The sequence below is a fragment of the Streptomyces sp. NPDC046925 genome (assembly GCF_040644915.1).
Classification (GTDB): Bacteria; Actinomycetota; Actinomycetes; order Streptomycetales; family Streptomycetaceae; genus Streptomyces.
In genome coordinates this window covers 100473-119852 of record NZ_JBEYWZ010000016.1, presented here as the reverse complement: position 1 = coordinate 119852, position 19380 = coordinate 100473, and the positions used below count along the sequence as shown (strand labels likewise).

The following is a 19380-nucleotide window of genomic DNA, read 5'->3' as shown; positions in this document are numbered from 1 at the left end:
AACTACAGAGCTATGACTGCGGGGTCATCTTCTGCTCAAAGCCCGGGTTCTTCTTCAGCCACTCGTCGACGGCCTTGGGCTCATTGCCCTTGCCCGCCTTGTTGATCTCGTTCTCCAGGCTGGCCAGTTCCTGCTCGCTCATCTTGAAGTTCTTGAGCCACTTCGTGAGCTGCGGGTACTGCTTCGGGAACTCCTTGCTGGAGATCGTGCGGATCGTGTCGCCCTTGCCGAAGCCCAGCTTGGGGTCCTTCAGCTTGGTGAGCTTGTACTCGTTGTACGCCCAGTGCGGCGACCAGAGCAGGACCGCGACCGGCTCCTTCTTGGCGTACGCCGACTTCAGCTCGGACAGCATCGCCGGCGTCGAACCGGAGACGATCTTGTACTCCTTGTCCAGGCCGTACCCCGGCAGGACCTTGTTCTTCAGGGCCGTCATCACGCCCGTGCCGGGCTCGATGCCGATGATCTTGCCCTTGAACTTGTCGCCCTTGCCCTTGAGGTCCTCGAGCGACTTCACGCCCTTGACGTAGGACGGGACGGCGATCTCCAGCGACGTCGGGCTGTACCAGGAGCCCAGGTCCTTGAGGTTCGCCTTGTTCTTGTCCCAGTACTGCTTCTGAGCCGTCGGCAGCCAGGCGTCGAGATCCAGGTCGAGGTCACCCTGTGCGAGAGCGGTGTAGACCGGGCCGACGTCCGAGGGCGTCAGCTTCATCTTGTAGCCGCGCTTCTCCAGGACACGCTTCCAGAGATTCGTGACGGCGATGTTCTCGTCCCACGCGAAGTACGCGGCGTTCAGCGGACGCTTCGCCTCGGCGGGGGTGGTGTTCTTCGGGAGCGGCGCCAGCTCGTCGACGACCTTCGGGTTCTTCTTCAGCCAGGCACGGACGGCTTCCTGCTGCTTGCCCTTGCCCGCCTTGTTGATCTCCGCCTCAAGACTCGTGAGTTGCTTCTCAGTCATCTTGAAGTCCTTGAGCCACTTGGCGACCTGCGGGTTCTCCTTGGAGAAGCCCTTGCGAGCGAGCGAGTGCACGCCGTCGCCCTTGCCCCAGGAGCCCTTCGGGTCATCGAGCTTCTTCAGCTTGAAGTCGCTGTAGGCCCAGTGCGGCGACCAGAGCGTGGTGACGATCGGTTCCTTCTTGGCGTACGCGCGCTTGAGCTCGGCCAGCATCGCCGGCGTGGAGCCGTCGACGACCTTGTACTCCTTGTCGAGGCCGTACTCCTTGAGGACCTTGTCCTTGAGCAGGCCCATCATGCCGGCGCTCGGCTCGATGCCGACGATCTTGCCCTTGAACTTGCCGCTCTTGCCCTTGAGGTCTTCGAGCGAGTCGATGCCCTTCACGTACGAGGGCACGGAGAGCTCGAGCGAGGTCGGGCCGAACCACGAGCCCATGTCCTCGAGCTCCTTGCCGTACTTCTTCCAGTACGCGGCGTGCGTCGTCGGCAGCCACGAGTCGGTCTGGAAGTCGATGCTGCCCTGCGAGAGCGAGGTGTACAGCGGTCCTGCCTCGAGCTGCTTGGTCTGCGCCTTGAAGCCGCGCTGCTCCAGGATTTCCTTCCAGAGGAAGGTGGAGGCCACGCCCTCGTCCCAGGGGATGTAGCCGATGTTGATTTCCTTGCCCTGGCCGACGTTCTTCGAGTCCGCGGCGGCCTCCTTGGAGGCCGAGCCGCCGAAGACGCCCATGCCGCCCGCGACGAGCGCGAGGACGACCACACCGATGACCGCGACGGCGGCCTGCGGACGGTAGGTGAAGATGTTCAGTCCCTGCGCGGCACGCACCTTCGCCGCGGCACGACGGCCGAGCGGGGAGACCTGGGAGCCCAGCGAGCTGGTCATCCGGTCCAGGTAGATCGCCAGGATGACGATCGCGACGCCCGCCTCGGAGCCGAGACCCACGTTCAGCTGGCCGATGGCCTCGTTGACGTCGGCGCCCAGGCCCTCGGTGCCGACCATGCCCGCGATGGCGGCCATGGACAGGCCCAGCATGATGACCTGGTTGACACCGGCCATGATCGTGGGAAGCGCGAGGGGCAGCTGGACGCGCAGCAGAATGTTGCGCGGCGTGGTGCCGAACGCGTCGGCGGCCTCGACCAGTTCCTTGTCGACCTGGCGGATGCCCAGCTCCGTCATACGGACGCCGGGGGCCAGGGCGAAGATCAGGGTGGCGACGATGCCCGCGGGGGCGCCCATCCCGAAGAACAGGATGGCGGGGATGAGGTAGATCATCGCCGGCAGCGTCTGCATGAAGTCGAGCACCGGGCGGACGATGCCGCTGACCGTGCTCGACCGCGCCGCCCAGATGCCCACGGGCACCGAGATGATCAGCGCGATGATCGTCGAGACGAGCACCAGGGACAGCGTCATCATCGCGTGGTCCCACAGCTCCATCGAGATGATGAAGGCGAAGCCCGCGAAGGTCAGCACACCGGCGACCACACCGCGCAGCCAGAACGCGATGACCGCGAAGATGCCCGCGAGGAGCAGCGGCTCGGGCGCCTGGAGCAGGTCGGATATGCCGTCGTACGCGCCCTGGAAGACGGTCTGGAAGAAGTCGAACAACCAGGCCATGTGGCTGAGCAGCCAGTCGACGCCGTCGTTGACCCACTCGCCGAAGGGAATCCTAGGCACCGCTGACCACCTTGCCCGCGGCCTTGCCGCCGTTCTCCTGCGCCTGCTGCGCCTTCTCCACCGGGACGGCGTCCTGCGGCTCGTCCTCGGAGGACATCGGCTCGCCGAGCACCGCGAGCAGTCGCGCCCGCGGCACGACGCCGACGAGCTTGCCGTCGTCGTCGGTCACCGCGACAGCCGCACCGCTGGTGGAGCACGGCGTGAACAGCTCGATGATCGGCGTTTCCGCCTTGACCGTGGCGGGGGCCGCGTCCAGCACGTCCTGTGCGGTCGTCAGCTCCTTGCCCTCGGCCGTCTTCGTGCCGAACGCGGTCTCGGGCTCGGCCATGATCGCGCCCGCCGTGAGGACGCGGGAGCGGTCGACGTCCTGCGTGAACGCGGCGACGTAGTCGTTGGCCGGGGTGACAAGGATGTCTTCGGCGTTGCCGATCTGGACGATCTCGCCGTCGCGCATGACGGCGATCTGGTCGCCCAGGCGCATGGCCTCGTTCAGGTCGTGGGTGATGAAGACGATGGTCTTCTTCAGCCGCTTCTGGAGCTCGAGGAGCTGGTCCTGCATGTCGCGGCGGATCAGCGGGTCGAGCGCGCTGAACGACTCGTCCATCAGGAGCAGGTCGGCGTCGGTGGCGAGCGCGCGGGCCAGGCCCACACGCTGCTGCATACCGCCGGACAGCTCGTCGGGCCAGGACTTCTCCCAGCCCTTGAGACCGGCGAGTTCGAGCGCGACCGTGGCGCGCTCCTCGCGCTCGGCGCGCGGCACGCCCTGCACCTCGAGGCCGTAACCGGCGTTCTCGAGGACGCTGCGGTGGGGGAAGAGCGCGAAGTGCTGGAAAACCATGCTGATCTTCTTGGAGCGCACCTCGCGCAGCTCACGGGGGCTCAGCGTGGTCAGGTCCTGACCTTCGAAGAGCACCTGTCCGGCCGTCGGTTCCGACAGACCGTTGAGCATGCGCAGCAACGTTGACTTGCCGGATCCGGAGAGACCCATGACGACGAAGATCTGGCCCGGCTCGACCGTGAAGGAGGCGTCGATCACCGCGGCAGTGGTGCCTTCGGCGCGCAGCTCCTCTCGGTCTGTTCCGTGGCGGAGTTTCTCCACCGCGTCAGCGGGTCGTCTGCCGAATACCTTGTACAGGTGTTCGGCTTGCAGCCTGGACACATACACCTCTCGGGTTGAACCAAGACGGCCCGCCTCCCCCGCCGGCGGGCCGTGGAGCGACGCGGGTTCTGCCCGCTACTTGCCCGGCGAAATAGTTGAATCCTCGACCGGAGGCGCTCCGGCTCGGCGCCTGCCCTGACTTACACAGAACAAACGCAAGAGTGTTCCAGTTCACATTTCATTCACTTCTGTCGACTATCGGCTCTCGGCAGTGTCAGTGCCGTGCGGCATGATGCGAAGGTGACTCAGCGAACGCGACGGCTCATGCTGCTCGACACGGCGTCCCTGTACTACCGGGCCTATTTCGGGGTCCCCGATTCGGTGAAGGCCCCGGACGGCACACCGGTCAACGCGGTGCGCGGGCTGCTCGACTTCATCGCCCGGCTCGTCCAGGACCACCGCCCGGACGACCTGGTCGCCTGCATGGACGCGGACTGGCGCCCGCACTGGCGGGTCGAGCTGATCCCGTCGTACAAAGCGCATCGCGTCGCCGAGGAGGTCGAGCAGGGCCCGGACGCCGAGGAGACCCCGGACACGCTCGCGCCGCAGGTCCCCGTCATCGAGGACGTCCTGGACGCCCTCGGCATCGCCCGCGTCGGCGTGCCGTCGTACGAGGCGGACGACGTCATCGGTACGTACGCCGGCCGTGCCACCGGCCCCGTCGACATCGTCACCGGCGACCGCGACCTCTATCAACTGGTCGACGACGAGCGCGGCATCCGCGTCCTCTACCCCCTCAAGGGCGTCGGCTCCCTCCAGCTCACCGACGAGTCCTGGCTCCGCGAGAAGTACGGGGTGGACGGCTCCGGCTATGTCGACCTGGCCCTACTGCGCGGCGACCCGAGCGACGGCCTGCCCGGCGTGCCCGGCATCGGCGAGAAGACAGCGGCCAAGCTCCTCGACGCGTACGGAAACCTGGCCGGAATCATGGCCGCCGTGGACGACCCGAAGAGCAAGCTGACGCCCTCCCAGCGCAAGCGGCTCGACGAGTCCCGCGCCTATGTGGCCGTCGCGCCGACCGTGGTCCGCGTCGCGGGCGACGTACCGCTGCCCGAGGTGGACCTCGCGCTGCCGGCCGAACCCCGCGATCCCGCGACCCTGGACGAGCTTGCCGCGCGCTGGAACCTCGGTGGAGCGCTCAAGCGACTGCTCACGACTCTCCAGGGCTGAGGTGTTAGCTTAGGTAAGCCTAAGCAACATTTGATCAGGGGAGGACGCCGCCATGGCAGAACGTCCGGCACGCAAGGCACCGAAGGCCCACGTCGCACAGGTGGTGCGCACCGAGCGCCTCACCCCGCACATGCAGCGCGTGGTCCTGGGCGGCGAGGGTCTCGCCGAGTTCACCGCGGGCGACTCCACCGACCACTACGTGAAACTGCTCTTCGGCGCCGAGGGCGTGACCTACCCGGAGCCCTTCGACATCCAGCGGATCCGCGAGGAGTTCCCCCGCGAGCAGTGGCCCGTGACGCGTACGTACACCGTGCGCTCCTGGGACCCGACGTCCCGCGAGCTCGCCATCGACTTCGTCGTCCACGGCGACGAGGGCCTGGCGGGCCCCTGGGCCAAGAACGTCACGCCGGGCACCACGATCCACTTCCTCGGCCCCGGCGGCGGGTACGCCCCGGACGCCGCGGCCGACTGGCACCTGATCGCCGGTGACGAGAGCGCGCTGCCCGCGATCGCCGCATCCCTCGAAGCGCTGCCCGAGGGCGCGCAGGCGTACGCCTTCGTGGAGGTCGCCGACGCGGACGAGGAGCAGAAGATCGACTCGGCCGCACAGATCGTATGGCTGCACCGCGGGCAGCGCCCCGTCGGCGAGGCACTCGTCGAGGCCGTGCGCTCCCTGGACTTCCCCGCGGGCGACGTGCAGGCGTTCGTGCACGGCGAGGCAGGCTTCGTGAAGGAGCTGCGCCGCTACCTCCGCATGGACCGCCAGATCCCCCGCGACCGCCTCTCCATCTCCGGCTACTGGCGCCTTGGCCACAACGAGGACGGCTGGCAGGCGTCCAAGCGCGAGTGGAACGCACAGGTGGAGGCGGAGCAGGAGTCGGCTGCGCCCAGCGCGTAATCGCCGAGAGCCCCTTCAGGGGCGCGGGGAACTGCGCGACAAGCCCCCACCGGCCCGCGGACGGAGTGAGACCAAAACCCGTTTCACGAACTGCCGCCCGCTGGCAGCATGCGCGCATGCCCTTCAAGATCTCTGATGTCGTCCCGGCGGGCACGTTCGCCCGCCAGGAACAGCCCACCATCCCCGTACCCGGAGGGCTCCTCATCCGCCCCTGGCAGGCGGCCGACGCCCCCGCCGTGTACGAGGCGTTCCAGGACCCGGTGATCCAGCGCTGGCACGCCCGCGAGGCCGACTCGGTCCACGAGGCCAGCGGCTGGATCGAGGGCTGGGTCAAGGCCTGGCCCGAGGAGCGCGACGCGTACTGGGCCATCGCCGACGCCGCGACGGACGCGCTGGTGGGCCGGATCGCGCTGCGCCTCATCGTGCTCGCCGACGGCCAGGCCGAGGTCGCCTACTGGACCATGCCGTCCGCCCGCGGCCAGGGCATCGCCCCGCGCGCCCTCACGGCCCTGAGCGAGTGGGCCTTCGACGAAGTCGGCCTGCACCGCCTGGAACTCACCCACGCCGTGGCCAACGAAGCCTCCTGCCGCGTCGCGCTCAAGACGGGCTTCGCACCGGAGGGCACCAAACGAAGCGCGGTACTGCACGCGGACGGCTGGCACGACATGCATCTGCACGCCCGCATCCGGGGCGCCGAAGAATGATCGGCAAGGCGCCCCCGCCAGACCCCGCCCCGTACTCTTGCCGGTTGTGACCCGTAAGCCCCGCATCCCGCCCTCTCCCCTGCCGCAGCGCCGCGGCGTCGACCCCGTACGGGTCAAGCTGCCGGCCGACGGGGCGTGGGCGACCGTACGGGACCATCTCGTCGCACGGCTCAAGCCGGAGCCGGGGGTCATCGACGGGATGCTGCGGGACGGCCTCTTCGTCGGCGCGGACGGGCTTCCCGTGGCGCCGGACGCTCCCTATGTGCCCGGTGCGTTCGTGTGGTTCCACCGGGAGCTGCCGGACGAGGTTCCGGTGCCGTACGACATCGACGTGGTGTACCGCGACGAGCACATCGTCGTCGCCGACAAGCCGCACTTCCTGGCGACCACGCCCCGCGGCAGCCATGTCACCGAGACCGCGCTCGCCCGCCTCCGCAGGGACTTGGACCTCCCCGAACTCGGCGCGGCGCACCGCCTGGACCGGCTCACCGCGGGGCTGATCCTCTTCACCGTGCGGCCTGCGGAACGCGGCGCGTACCAGATGCTGTTCGGCGAGCGGCGGGTGCGCAAGGAGTACGAGGCCGTGGCCGCCCACGACCCCGCCGTCGAACTCCCCCGCACCGTACGCAGCCACATCGTCAAGGAGCGCGGCATCATCGCCGCCTACGAAGTCCCCTGCGCCGAACCCAACAGCGAGAGCCGCGTCGAACTCATCGGACAGCAGGGTGACTTGGCGCGCTACCGGCTCACCCCGCACACCGGCCGCACCCATCAGCTGCGGGTGCACATGAACGCCCTGGGCCTGCCGATCCTCGGCGATCCCATCTACCCGTTGGTGACGGGCCCGGTGCCGCCGGACGACTTCCGGCGGCCCCTGCAACTCCTCTCCCGTGTCATGGAGTTCACGGACCCCGTCACGGGCGCCGACCACCGTTTCGTCAGCACGCGCGAGCTGGGCGCCTGGACCTCGTACGACTCCTGGACGGGCCCGTCACCAAAACCGGACGCGGCGGGCGGTCAGTAGCCCCGCCACCAGGTGACGAGGCGCCGCCACGCCCCCTGCCGCGGTACGGGCGCCGTCACCGGCGCGGACCCGGGCACGGGCGGCACGTCGGCGGGCGCCGCCGGCTGCGGCGTCGCGGGCCGCGGCGCCGGCGAGGACACCTGCCAGTCGCCCCGCGCGCTGGGCACCCGCGCCATCGGGCGCGCCATCACGTCCTGCGGGGGCCGCGGCGCGAAGTGCACCGGAAGCTCCACCAGGTGCCGGGAGAGGATCGACGAGGTCCACCTCAACTCGTTCTCCTCGACGGCGAGTTCCACGTCCGGGAAGCGCATGAGGAGCGCGTCCACGCCGGTTTCGGCGATGGCACGGCCGATGTCCTGCCCCGGACACTCGTGCGGTCCGCCGCCGAACGCCAGATGGGAGCGGTTGCCCTGCATGTTCGCGGCGAGATCCGGGCGTACGACGGGGTCCACGTTGCCCGGCGCGATACCGAAGATCAGCCCGTCGCCCGCCTTGATCTCCTGGCCGCCGAGCTGTGTGTCCTGCTTGGCGAAGTACCCGACCATGGCGCTGAACGGCGGCTCGTCCCACAGGGACTGCTCGATCGCCTCCGGGACCGTCATCTGGCCGCCGCTGAGCTGGGCGCGGAAACGCGGGTCGGTGAGGACCATGCGCAGGGCGTTCGCGATGAGGTTGGCCGTCGCCTCGTACGAGGCGATGAGCACGAGCCGCAGGTGCGTGCCGACCTCCTCGTCGGTGAGCTGCTGGGGCTGCGCGATGAGGTTGCTGGTGAAGTCCTCCTCGGCCTTCGCCCTGCGCCGCGCCACCAGGCGCATCAGCGCGTCCATGATGTACGCGTTGCTGGCGATGGCGGTCTCGGTGCCCCGGAGCATGTCGCGGGCGGCCTGCACGATCCGCTCGTTGTACTCCTCGGGCATGCCCAGGACATGGCACATCACCATCATCGGCAGATGCTCGGCGAACTCGCTCACCAGGTCGGCCTTGCCACCCTGGCAGAGGTCGTTGAGCAGGAGGTTGCTGTAGCGGTTGATGTAGCGCCGGATGCCGCGGTGGTCGAGGCCCGCCATGGCGCCGGTGACCGCGCCGCGCAGCCGCTTGTGCTCGTCGCCCTCCACGAAACTGGCCATGGGCTGCCAGGTGACGACGGGGGCGAGCGGGTGGTCGGCGCCCATGCTGCCGTCCTGGACGGCCCGCCACTGGCGCGCGTCGCGGGTGAACTGCGAGGGGGTGCGCACCATGTGGAGGTTCTCGCTGTGGCCGAGGACGGCCCAGATGGGTACGTCGTTGTGCAGGAGGGCCGGGGCCACCGCGCCGTGGTCGGCGCGCATTTTCTCGTACACGCCCGCGAGGTCGGTGTCCGCCTCGGGCCCATAGAGCCGGCGGGCGCCGCCGGGGCCGGTCCCGAGGCCGTGCGCGGGGCAGCCGGGGGGCGGCACGGCCGGGTCGTCCGTGCCGGGGTGGGAGTGGGAAGGGGTCGTCACGTTCGTCGCTCCGGGGTTGCGGAAGAGATTCCGGGGTTGCGGAAGAGATTCCGGGGAGTTTCCGGGGTCGCGGATGAGGTGAGGCGTCAGACGCGGGCCACGGTCAGGGAGTGCAGGTAACGCATGAGGGTCAGCAGGGTGTCCCGGCTCGATGCGCGCTGCCGGGCGTCGCACGTGACCATCGGCACGGCCTCGTCGAGGTCGAGTGCGCGGCGCAGCGTGTCCATCGGATGGCGGGGCGCGTCGGGGAAGTCGTTCACGGCCACGACGAAGGGCACACCGCGCTCCTCGAGGCGGCCGATCACGTCGAAGCTGACTTCGAGACGGCGTGTGTCGATCAGGACGACCGCGCCGAGGGCGCCTTCGAAGAGGCCGTTCCACAGGAACCAGAACCGCTCCTGGCCGGGGGTGCCGAACAGATAGAGCACCAGCTCTTCGGAGAGGCTGATCCGGCCGAAGTCCATGGCGACGGTGGTGGCCGTCTTGGTGTCCGAGCCGTAGTTGTCGTCGACGCCGATACCGGCCTGGGTCATGGTCTCTTCGGTGGTCAGCGGACGGATCTCGCTGACCGAGCCGACCATCGTCGTCTTGCCGACGCCGAACCCGCCCACGATCACGACCTTCACGGCCGCGGTGGCCGTGTGCGGCAGGACCTCTTCGCTGCTGGGCCCGGTGATCGTGTCAGAGCTTTTGAAGTCCATGCATCACCGCTTCGAGAAGGGAACGGTCGGGGAGGGTGGAGCGGACGATCGGCGCCCGCGCCTGTACCAGTTCGACCCCGAGCATCTTCGTCAGCAGGACGGTCACCACGCTGACCGGCAGCGCGAGATAGGCCGAGATCTCGGCGACGGACAGCGGTGTCCTGCATAAGCGCAGGACGGCGGAGTGTTCCGGCTCTGCCGTCGGCGGTGCCTCGCCGTGCGCGACGATCAGCGTGACGAGGTCCAGGGGCGCCCTCTCCGTGTCCTCGCCGGTCAGGATGTAGAGCCGCTCGGGATTGTCCGGGCTGCGCCGTTCCCGTTGGGGAGGGTCGTCCCGGTGGGAGGGGTGCTCGCCTTGCGGAGGATTCATACGGCCTGCCCGTCGCGCCGCGGCGGGCTCGTCAGATGGGCGCCGATCCGGACGACCAGGTCCCGCATGCGGTTTCCGATGAGGCCCGCGTCGACGGTTTCGTCGGCGAGGACGGCGAGGTAGGCGCCGGCTCCCGCGGCCATCAGATAGAAGTAGCCGCCGTCGACCTCGATGATCACCATGCGCATCCCGCCGCCGCTGCGCGGGATCTCGGTGGCGACCGCGGCGGCCAGGGACTGAAGTCCCGCACAGGCGGCGGCGAGCCGGTCGGCGCCGTCGGGGTCTCCGCCGTAGCGCGCGATGCGCAGGCCGTCCGCGGAGAGCACGACGATCTGCCGGGTCTGCGGCACCCCGTCGGCGAGTTCCTTGAGCATCCAGTCGAAATTGGCCCGTTGCTGGATCACTTCCAGCCTCCCTCGTCGGCGTTGTCGGCATTGCCGTGGTCGTTCTCGCTGTGTCCCTTGGGGAACAACGGGTCATCGGCCGCGGAGTCGTCGCCGTTGACGCCCTTCATGAAGGCCTCGATCCAGAGGCCGGGCTCCTTCTCCTCCTTCTTCACCGGCTCGGGAGCGGCCGGAGCGCTCGCCTGCGGTGAGTACGGGGCGCGCTGCTTGGCGTACTTCTCGTCCGCCGCTTCCTGGGCGAGGCGCTCGGCCAGCGGGGTGCGGACCCGGCTGCGGCGCTGCGGCAGGCCGTTCGCCGTCCATTCGGTGACTTCGGGGATGTCGTCCTCCATGGCCGGGGTGAGCGGCTTGGGGATGGGCGGACCGGCCGTCATCACGCGGGGCTTCTTGCGGCGGATGCCGTGGGGCTCCTCGATGGGGCGGCCCTCGGCGTTCACCCGGGGCACCGCGGACGCGCCGATGCCGTGCGCGAGGCCGGGCGCGGGCCCGGTGGTGATCATCTCGTGCGGGACGATGAGCACCGCGCGGACGCCTCCGTACGCGGACTGCCGCAGCGAGACCTGGAGGTTGTACATCTGCGAGAGGCGGCCCACGACGGCCATGCCGAGGCGGGGGCTCTCGCCGAGGTCGTTCAGGTCGATGCCGGCCTGCGCCTGGGCGAGCATCCGCTCGGCCCGTGCCCGCGCCTCCTCGCTGAGGCTGACGCCGCCGTCCTCGATCTCGACGGCGATGCCCGTCTGCACCTCGACGGCGGTGACGTGCACGCGGGTCTGCGGGGGCGAGTAGCGCGTGGCGTTGTCGAGCAGTTCGGCGCAGGCGTGGATGAGCGGTTCCACGGACGTGCCGCGGATGGCGACCTTGGCGATCGAGTGCAGGTCGACGCGCTGGTACTCAAGGATGCGGGACATGGCGCCGCGCAGCACGCTGAACAGCGGTACGGGCTTGGGCCATTGGCGTCCCGGCCGGGCGCCGCCGAGCACGGTGATCGAGTCGGCGAGGCGGCCGATGAGTGCGGTGCCGTGGTCGATGCGGAGCAGGTCGTCGAAGACCTCGGGGTTGCGGCCGTGGAACTCCTCCATCTCGCGCAGTTCCGCGGCCTGCTGGTGGACGATGGACTGGACGCGCCGGGCGATGTTGACGAAGGCGCGCTGCGACGACTCGCGCATCGCCTCTCCGGTGTCCAGGGTGTCCAGGACGTTCCGGAGCATCTGGCGCTGGGATTCGGGGAGTTCGGAGAAGGACTCGTCACTGTCGACGAGGTGGCGGATGACTTCCGAGGGGGCTTCGCCCTGCCGGAGCCGGAAGACGGCCTCGGGGATGATCTCCCTGCCCAGGCGGACGGTCTCGTCGTCGTGGGACGCGATGCGGCGGTCCAGGTAGGCGAGCCGCTGTGCGTACTGCGCGTGCAGCGCCCGCGTGTGCCGGCCGCGGCGCACCGCTTCGGCGCCGACCGCGACGACCACGAGGGTCGCGATCGCGCCGCACAAGCCCACCGCCGTGCGGGCGGGTTCCGATACCGCCGCGACGGCGGCTCCGGTCGCTGCGGCCATCAGCATGGCGGGCAGCAACAGCGCACGTGCGTAAGGGACTTCTCGGCCACCGGGAGGCGATTGAACACTCACCATGTATGCCCTCTGAACACTCGTCTAGGGGAAGGAAAGGGGGATTGATTCTGCGAAATCGGGGGATTTTATGGGTTGTTGAGCCTGGTAGACGTATCCGAACTATTCGAAAGATCTGGGAACAAGCGCGCGAATTTATGGCAACTCGTTTCAACTCGCCGCGCTCCGGGCGAGCCTAGTGGGCCGATTTCATCGCCGAGTCATATTCAGCAACCCTCTGCACCGGCCGTACCGACGGGCATACACTCGGCTGCATTTGCACGCCTGGCGATCAATCGAACACGCGGAGTGATGACATCGAACAGGCGTAACTGGATACGAAAGAGGGCGGGCCCGGGGGTAAAAACCCCGGGCCCGCCCTCTCCGGCCGTCAGCCGTCAGCCGTCAGCCGTCAGCCGTCAGCCGACCGAGCTGTACGCCACGACCCCTCGCAGCAGCTGGTCCACTGCCTTCCGTGCGTTCTTGGCGACGGTCGAGCCCTCACGCGGAGCGGCAGCCGAGATCTGTCCGAGGACATCGATCACCTGCTTGCACCACCGCACGAAGTCCCCGGCGGGCATCTCGATCTCCCGCAGGACCTCGTCGAGCCCCTTGTCGGACGCCCACATGTACGCCGCCCAGGCGAACCCGAGGTCAGGCTCCCGCTGCCCGACCCCTTCCGCCTGGTTGATCTTGAACTCTTCCTCCAGGGCGTCGAGCCGCCCCCAGATCCGCACCATCTCGCCGAGCGAGGCCTTCACCTTGCCGGAGGGCAGCTTGGGGGCGAGGGCGTCGTCCGCCATCCGGGCCTCGAACACCAACGCCGATACGCACGCGGCCAGTTCGGCGGGGCTGAGTCCCTCCCACACGCCTTCCCGCAGACATTCACTCGCAAGGAGGTCAAGCTCCCCGTAGAGCCGGGCGAGCCGCTTGCCGTTCTCGGTGACCTCGTCGCCCCGCAGATAGTCCATCTCGGTCAGCAGCGCGACGATCCGGTCGAAGGTCCGCGCGATGGTGTTCGTGCGCCCCTCGATCCGCCGCTCCAGCTGCGCGGTGTCCCGCCGCAGGCGGTAGTAGCGCTCGGCCCACCGGGCGTGGTCCTCCCGCTCGTCGCACCCGTGGCAGGGGTGGGCGCGCAGTTCCGTACGGAGGCGGGCGATCTCGCGGTCGTCCGCGGCGGCCGCACGGCCCTTGCGATGGCGCTCGGGCACGATGTGCCCGGCCTTCGTGCGCAGCGCGGACGCCAGGTCACGGCGCGACTGCGGCGAGCGCGCGTTGAACGACTTCGGGATGCGCATCCGCTCAAGGGCCTCGACCGGCACCGGGAAGTCCATCGAGGCGAGCCGCTTGACCTGCCGCTCGGCGGTGAGGACAAGCGGGCGCGGCCCGTCCTGGTGCTCGAAGCCACGATGGCCGTTAACCCGCCCCGCGGGGATCCCCGGATCGAGGACGAGCGCCAGGCCGGCGTACTTGCCCGTCGGCACGTGGATGACGTCGCCGGGCTTGAGCTTCTCCAGTGCGGCAGCGGCCGCCGCCCTGCGCTGGTTGGCCCCCTGCTTGGCGAGCTCGGTCTCCCGGTCCTTCAACTCACGGCGCAGCCGCGCATACTCGTCGAAGTCACCCAGGTGACAGGTCATCGAGGCTTTGTAGCCCTCGAGACCCTCTTCGTTCTTCTGCACCTGGCGGGAGATGCCGACGACCGACTTGTCGGCCTGGAACTGCGCGAAGGACGTCTCCAGGAGCTCGCGCGAGCGGTGCCGCCCGAACTGCTCGACCAGGTTCACCGCCATGTTGTACGACGGCTTGAAGCTGGACCGCAGCGGGTACGTGCGCGTACCGGCGAGCCCCGCGAGGTGCTCCGGGCTCATGGCGCGCTGCCACAGGACCACCGCATGGCCCTCGACGTCGATGCCGCGCCGCCCGGCACGGCCGGTCAGCTGGGTGTACTCGCCGGGCGTGATGTCCGCGTGCTGCTCGCCGTTCCACTTCACGAGCTTTTCGAGGACCACGCTCCGCGCGGGCATGTTGATGCCGAGCGCGAGGGTCTCGGTGGCGAAGACCGCGCGCACCAGACCGCGTACGAAGAGCTCCTCGACGACCTCCTTGAAGGTCGGCAGCATGCCCGCGTGGTGCGCGGCGATGCCGCGCTCCAGGCCTTCCAGCCATTCGTAATAGCCGAGGACGTGCAGATCCTCGTCCGGGATGGCGGCCGTGCGCTCCTCGACGATCTCGCGGACCTGGGCCCGCGCGTCCTCGTCGTTCAGCCGCAGCCCCGCGTGCAGGCACTGCTGGACGGCGGCCTCGCAGGCCGCGCGGCTGAAGATGAACGTGATCGCGGGCAGGAGACCTTCGGCGTCGAGCCGGTCGATGACCTCGGGCCTGCCCGGCGTCCAGATCCGCGACCGCTGTCTGCGCTCCCGCTCGCGGTCGGCCTCGCGGACCATCTTGCCCTTGCGGCGATCACGCGGGTTGTACGAGCGGCTGGCCTCCATCCGCGCCATGCGCGTGAGGTCGGGGTTGACGGTCTTGCGCTGACCCTCCCCCTCCTCGAAGAGGTCGTACATCCTGCGCCCGGCGAGGACGTGCTGGAACAGCGGCACGGGCCGGTGCTCCGAGACGATCACCTGCGTGTCGCCGCGCACGGTGTCCAGCCAGTCGCCGAACTCCTCCGCGTTCGAGACGGTCGCCGACAGGGAGACCAGCGTCACCGACTCCTGGAGGTGGATGATCACCTCTTCCCAGACGGCGCCCCGGAAGCGGTCGGAGAGGTAGTGCACCTCGTCCATCACCACATAGCCGAGGTTGAGCAGCGACTGCGAGCCCGAATACAGCATGTTCCGCAGCACCTCGGTGGTCATCACGACCACCGGGGCATCGGAGTTGACGCTGTTGTCGCCGGTCAGCAGACCGACCTTGTCCGCGCCGTATCTCTTGGAGAGGTCGGCGTACTTCTGGTTGGAGAGCGCCTTGATGGGCGTGGTGTAGAAGCATTTCTTGCCCTGCAGCAGGGCCAGGTGCACGGCGAACTCGCCGACGATCGTCTTTCCCGATCCCGTGGGGGCGGCCACCAGAACACCCTTGCCCGCCTCGAGCGCCCGGCAGGCGTCGATCTGGAAGGGGTCGAGGCCGAATTCGTACATCTCGCGGAAGCCAGCGAGTGCGGTGGCCTGCTCGACAGCGCGCTCGCGCGCCGCCGCATACCGCTCGGCCGGTGAGAGGTCCTCTGTCATCGTGCTTTCGAGACTACCGGCCACCACTGACAACGGACGATCATTATCCGGCTTGCGGTCCGCCGGGCCCGAGGACCCGCACGGCACCCGGCACGCACTCCGCCGTCAGCGGAAGCCCGCCGAGCTGCTCCCCGTCCGCGTAGCCGGTGACGTCCGGGGCGGCGAGTTCCACCTTCGCGGCCCGGAACACGGTGACCTTGGGGTGGTCCAGGTGCGTGCCTTTGTAGACCCTCGGGAAGACCTTCAGGAGTGTCGTACGGCTGCAGTCGCCGACGACCGTGACGTCGAAGAGGCCGTCGCCCATGTCGGCCCGCGCGCAGATCTTCATGCCCCCGCCGTACGACGGTCCGTTCCCCACGGCGACGAGTGTCGCGTCGATCTCGCGGACCGGGCCGTCGTCCAGCCTGATGCGGTACGGGACGGGCCGGAAGGCGGCCAGCTCGGCGACCATCGCCAGGTCGTACTTGAAGCGCCCGGCGGGCCAGCGCATCCGGTTGCCCCGGTCGTTCACGCGCGAGTCGAAGCCGGAGGCGAGCACGGTGCCGAACCACGTCTTGCCGACCCGCCCCAGGTCGACGGCGCGGGTGCGTCCCGCGTCGAGCGCATCGGCGACGACCGCCCCCGCGGCGGCCGGATCACGCACCGGCACCCCGAGCGCCCGCGCGAAGTCGTTGCCGGTGCCCACGGCGATCACTCCCAGGGGCGTCGACGTCCCGGCGACGGCCTGCAGCGCGAGGCTCGCCATGCCGTCGCCGCCGACGGCTATCAGCGCGCGCGTACCGGAAGCGACGGCATCCCGTGCCCGGCGCAGCGCGTCGGCGGAGTCCTCGCCGATGACCGTGCGCACGGAGTGTCCCGCGGCCCGCAACGCGGAAGCGGCCGGCTGCGCCGCGTGAGCGCCCCGGCCGCGTCCCGCGACGGGATTGACGAAGAGAGTGATCTCGCTGGTCACCGGGGCCCCCGTACGTCGTCTGCGGGAGGACCCTACAAGATCAGGTCACGTCGTCGAAACCGTTTACCCGATCTCGGTTCGCGCTGTCGGAGCCCGCCTGCTCCGGCAGCGCCCGGTTCGCGGACACGGGTTCGATCTCGCCGACGTCCTCGGGGGTCAGATCGAGTTCGGACGCCTCGTCGTCATCGGGTCCGGCCGCATCGATCCTGGCCTTGCGCCGGTCGTTCATGAGCGAGAAGCCGGTGGCCGCGAAGTACAGCACCCAGATCGGTCCGGCGAGGGCCATCATCGTCAGCGGGTCCGTGCTGGGCGTCGCCACGGCCGCGAAGACCGTGATGCCCATGATCATGCCGCGCCACCAGCCGAGCATCCGCTTGCCGGTGAGCACCCCGGTGAGGTTCAGCATCACCAGGAGCAGCGGCAGCTCGAAGGAGAGCCCGAAGACGATCACCATGCGGGTGACCAGGTCGATCAGCTCGTCCAGCGGAAGGAAGTTGTCGATCCCGCCCGGCGAGAATTCGAGCAGCACCCGCGCCATCGTCGGCAGCGTCTTGTACGCGAAGAACCCGCCGCCCAGGAAGAGGGGGAATCCGGCGGCCACGAAGCCGTAGGCGTACTTCTTCTCGCTCTTGTGCAGTCCGGGGGCGACGAAGGCCCACAGCTGGTAGAGCCAGATCGGCGACGCGAGCACCACGCCGGCCATCAGGGAGATCTTCAGCGCGAGCGTGAACGGCGTGAGCAGACCGTTCAGCACGATGCGTGCGCATGTGCCGTCTTCCTCCTTCGCCAGCTCGGCGAAGGACTTCTCGCACCCCACGGAGTTCAGGATCGGGTTCGTGAAGAACTCGATGATGTCCTTGTAGAAGAAGGCAGCGACGATCGCGACGACGATGATGGCCAGCACGGCCTTCGCGAGCCGGTTGCGGAGCTCGCGCAGGTGCTCCGCAAGCGGCATCCGCCCCTCGGGATCCTGTTCCTTCTTGCGGGCAGACTTGAGCAACCCACGTCCTCATCTCGTGCGGCAGGCCGGCCGTCGCCGGCCTTGGATCAGCGCTTCGTCGTGCTGTCGGTGGGCTCGGTGACCGGGCGCGAGCTGGTCACGTCGCCGGGCGCGGCCTGGATGGTGCGGGGCTGGGCGGCGGAAGGGTCGCTGGGCGGGTCGGCCGGGGCGGCTTCGTCCTTCTTGCCGTCCGACTTCATCGCCTTGGCCTCGCTCTTGAGGATGCGCGCGGACTTGCCGAGCGACCGGGCCATGTCGGGAAGCTTCTTCGCGCCGAACAGCAGAACGATGACGACGAGAATGAGAATGATCTCGGGGGCGCCGATCTTTCCGAACATAGGTCTTTACCTTCTCACCGAGGCGGCAGGGGCGGGGCTGCCGGACAGGCCGGACTTGGCTGTCCGGCCACCGTGCTGGCAGCGATCGTAACGCTCAGGGGTGAACGCAGGGCAATCCCTGTGCGTACTCCCAGTTGCGGCCCGCGCCTCGCACTCCGGGCCACTCCAGCAGCGTACCTGCCGGACATGGGAAGTTGACAGGCCGCGGCATCGTTACGGGCCCCGGCGGCACCAGCGGGATTCACAGGAACTAGACGACGTCCCGGCCCGCACGGGCCACTCCGGTCGCCGCCGCCTCAAGATCCTCCGCCGCGCGGTTGATCCGCTGTGTGGTCTGCGTCACTTGATTGCTGAGGCGCTGCGCCTCGACGAAGACCCGGATCGCCAGTACGCCGAGCACGGCGAGGCCACAGAACCCCGCGGCAATCGCCACCATCGCCCAGAACATGCGCCGAGCCTAGACGGTCGAGTGCAGACGCAGCGTCCGCACCCCGCCACCGGTGAGCAGTTCGACGATGCGCTCGCCCGCGGGCTTGCGGACCGCGGTGCCGCACTCGGGGCACGTGAACGAGTAGAAGGTGGTGCGGGCCGATGCGCCGATGGCCAACCGCAGGGCGCCCGCGGAGAGTTCGAACCGGGCGCGGCAGTCGGGGCAGGCGGCCTTGAAGAGTACAGGGGCGATTCTCGACATTCCGGGAATCTCGGACATGATGCTGGTGTTCAACGCCCTTGCTCCTGCCTGTCGTACGACGCGCCGGGGTGCTTGTCGTGCTCGTCATAGGCCGCGAGCGCCTCGCGTGCCGCCTGCCGGGCGCTGTCCGCGAGATCCGCCGGGGAGACGATGTGGCCGTCTCCGCCGAGCCGCAGCGCGAGCCTGCGCAGCGAGGCGGGGTCCGGGGTGCGCAGGGTGATCCGCAGACCGCCGTCGGGCAGCTCATCGGCGCTGTCGTGGGGGTAGTACTCGGCGACCCAGCGGCCGCCGGGTCCGACCTCGACGACCACCTCGGGGTCCTCGGCGGCGGGCTGCACGAGCCCTTCGGAGAGGTCACGCAGCTCGACCTCGGGCGGCGACGACGGCTCGTCCAGGATCTTGATCTCGGCCACCCGGTCGAGGCGGAAGGTGCGGCGCGCCTCGGAGTGGTAGCACCACGCCTCCATGTACGTGTGCCCGACGGCGAAGAGCCGGATCGGGTCCACTTCGCGCTCGGTGAGCTCGTCGCGCGCGGGCGAGTAGTAGCGCAGCCAGAGCCTGCGCCGCTCGGAGATGGCGCGGTCGACGTCGGCGAAGACGCCGCCCTCGGACTCGAAGGTCACCGAGAGCCGCGCACTGGCGCTCGCGTTCTCGCCGGCCGCGGCCTCCAGCTTCGCGGTGGCGCGCAGGAGCGCCTGCCGGTCGCTCTCGCGAAGGCCCGGCAGGGTGGAGACCGCGCGGGCTGCCACCAGGAGCGCGGTGGCCTCGTCGGCGGCCAGGCGCAGCGGGGCCGCCACGTCGTCGGGGTTGTGCCACCAGATGCGGTCGCCGTCGGTGTCGATGTCGAGCAGGTCGCCGCCGCGGAAGCTGGTCCCGCACAGCGGAAGCACGTCCAGGTCCGAGATCAGCTCGTCCTCGGTGATCCCGAAGGCGCGGGCCACGTCACTGACGTGGGCGCCGGGGCGCTCGCGCAGATAGGTCACCAGGGAGAGCATCCGCCGGGTCTGGTCGATGGCGTTCGTGGCCATGGTGTG

18 protein-coding genes are annotated in these 19380 nt (G+C 69.3%); 4 read left to right on the top strand and 14 right to left on the bottom strand.

Annotation, left to right across the window (positions count from 1 at the left end; translation table 11 throughout):
• Positions 1–10: 10 nt before the first annotated feature.
• On the bottom strand, positions 11–2623 hold the full coding sequence (locus tag ABZ906_RS40395; RefSeq protein WP_361391339.1) for an ABC transporter permease/substrate binding protein: 2613 nt from the start codon (positions 2621–2623) through the stop codon (positions 11–13).
• Positions 2616–3782, bottom strand: a complete 1167-nt coding sequence (locus ABZ906_RS40390; RefSeq protein ID WP_361391336.1) for a glycine betaine/L-proline ABC transporter ATP-binding protein — start codon at positions 3780–3782, stop codon at positions 2616–2618. The genes ABZ906_RS40395 and ABZ906_RS40390 overlap by 8 nt, the downstream gene beginning before the upstream one ends.
• Positions 3783–4046: 264 nt before the next feature.
• On the opposite strand from ABZ906_RS40390, the gene ABZ906_RS40385 reads away from it, so the two are divergent.
• The 4 genes from ABZ906_RS40385 (at position 4047) to ABZ906_RS40370 (ending at position 7578) form a co-directional block, all read left to right on the top strand.
• Positions 4047–4952, top strand: coding sequence for a 5'-3' exonuclease (locus ABZ906_RS40385; RefSeq protein WP_361391491.1), 906 nt, complete (start codon positions 4047–4049; stop codon positions 4950–4952).
• 52 nt (positions 4953–5004) lie between these two features.
• Positions 5005–5850 carry a siderophore-interacting protein gene (locus tag ABZ906_RS40380; RefSeq protein WP_361391333.1) on the top strand — a complete coding sequence of 282 codons (846 nt, stop codon included), beginning with the start codon at positions 5005–5007 and terminating at the stop codon, positions 5848–5850.
• Between the two features lie 116 nt (positions 5851–5966).
• The gene (locus tag ABZ906_RS40375) at positions 5967–6554 is read left to right on the top strand and encodes a GNAT family N-acetyltransferase (RefSeq protein ID WP_361391330.1); all 588 of its coding nucleotides are present in this window, start codon (positions 5967–5969) and stop codon (positions 6552–6554) included.
• A gap of 46 nt (positions 6555–6600) precedes the next feature.
• Positions 6601–7578 carry an RluA family pseudouridine synthase gene (locus ABZ906_RS40370; protein ID WP_361391327.1) on the top strand — a complete coding sequence of 326 codons (978 nt, stop codon included), beginning with the start codon at positions 6601–6603 and terminating at the stop codon, positions 7576–7578.
• Here the strand turns inward: ABZ906_RS40370 and ABZ906_RS40365 are convergent.
• The 12 genes from ABZ906_RS40365 to ABZ906_RS40310 all read right to left on the bottom strand — a co-directional run bounded on the left by ABZ906_RS40365 (position 7572) and on the right by ABZ906_RS40310 (position 19374).
• Entirely contained in the window at positions 7572–9059 is a 1488-nt protein-coding gene (locus tag ABZ906_RS40365) for a cytochrome P450 (RefSeq protein ID WP_361391324.1), read from the bottom strand. The two genes, ABZ906_RS40370 and ABZ906_RS40365, sit on opposite strands and share 7 nt — an antisense overlap.
• Before the next feature lie 86 nt (positions 9060–9145).
• Positions 9146–9760 carry an ATP/GTP-binding protein gene (locus ABZ906_RS40360; protein ID WP_361196785.1) on the bottom strand — a complete coding sequence of 205 codons (615 nt, stop codon included), beginning with the start codon at positions 9758–9760 and terminating at the stop codon, positions 9146–9148.
• On the bottom strand, positions 9741–10130 hold the full coding sequence (locus ABZ906_RS40355) for a DUF742 domain-containing protein (protein ID WP_361196782.1): 390 nt from the start codon (positions 10128–10130) through the stop codon (positions 9741–9743). The genes ABZ906_RS40360 and ABZ906_RS40355 overlap by 20 nt, the downstream gene beginning before the upstream one ends.
• On the bottom strand, positions 10127–10534 hold the full coding sequence (locus ABZ906_RS40350) for a roadblock/LC7 domain-containing protein (protein WP_361196779.1): 408 nt from the start codon (positions 10532–10534) through the stop codon (positions 10127–10129). The genes ABZ906_RS40355 and ABZ906_RS40350 overlap by 4 nt, the downstream gene beginning before the upstream one ends.
• A complete protein-coding gene (locus ABZ906_RS40345) occupies positions 10531–12159 on the bottom strand; it encodes an ATP-binding protein (RefSeq protein WP_361196776.1) in 1629 nt (542 codons plus the stop codon). Before ABZ906_RS40345 ends, ABZ906_RS40350 begins: the two co-directional genes overlap by 4 nt.
• Before the next feature lie 395 nt (positions 12160–12554).
• Positions 12555–15365, bottom strand: coding sequence for a DEAD/DEAH box helicase (locus ABZ906_RS40340; protein ID WP_361196773.1), 2811 nt, complete (start codon positions 15363–15365; stop codon positions 12555–12557).
• Between the two features lie 43 nt (positions 15366–15408).
• Positions 15409–16317 (bottom strand): diacylglycerol kinase, encoded by a 909-nt coding sequence (locus ABZ906_RS40335; protein WP_361391321.1) that lies wholly within the window; start codon positions 16315–16317, stop codon positions 15409–15411.
• Positions 16318–16357: 40 nt separating this feature from the next.
• The gene (tatC, locus tag ABZ906_RS40330; protein ID WP_361196767.1) at positions 16358–17317 is read right to left on the bottom strand and encodes a twin-arginine translocase subunit TatC; all 960 of its coding nucleotides are present in this window, start codon (positions 17315–17317) and stop codon (positions 16358–16360) included.
• A 47-nt stretch (positions 17318–17364) separates the two neighbouring features.
• A complete protein-coding gene (gene tatA / locus ABZ906_RS40325; protein WP_361196764.1) occupies positions 17365–17655 on the bottom strand; it encodes a Sec-independent protein translocase subunit TatA in 291 nt (96 codons plus the stop codon).
• 250 nt (positions 17656–17905) lie between these two features.
• On the bottom strand, positions 17906–18103 hold the full coding sequence (locus ABZ906_RS40320; RefSeq protein WP_361196761.1) for a hypothetical protein: 198 nt from the start codon (positions 18101–18103) through the stop codon (positions 17906–17908).
• Between the two features lie 9 nt (positions 18104–18112).
• Complete coding sequence (locus tag ABZ906_RS40315; protein WP_361196937.1) at positions 18113–18364, bottom strand: hypothetical protein; 252 nt, start codon at positions 18362–18364, stop codon at positions 18113–18115.
• A gap of 11 nt (positions 18365–18375) precedes the next feature.
• Positions 18376–19374, bottom strand: a complete 999-nt coding sequence (locus tag ABZ906_RS40310) for a WYL domain-containing protein (RefSeq protein WP_361391318.1) — start codon at positions 19372–19374, stop codon at positions 18376–18378.
• Positions 19375–19380: the final 6 nt, after the last annotated feature.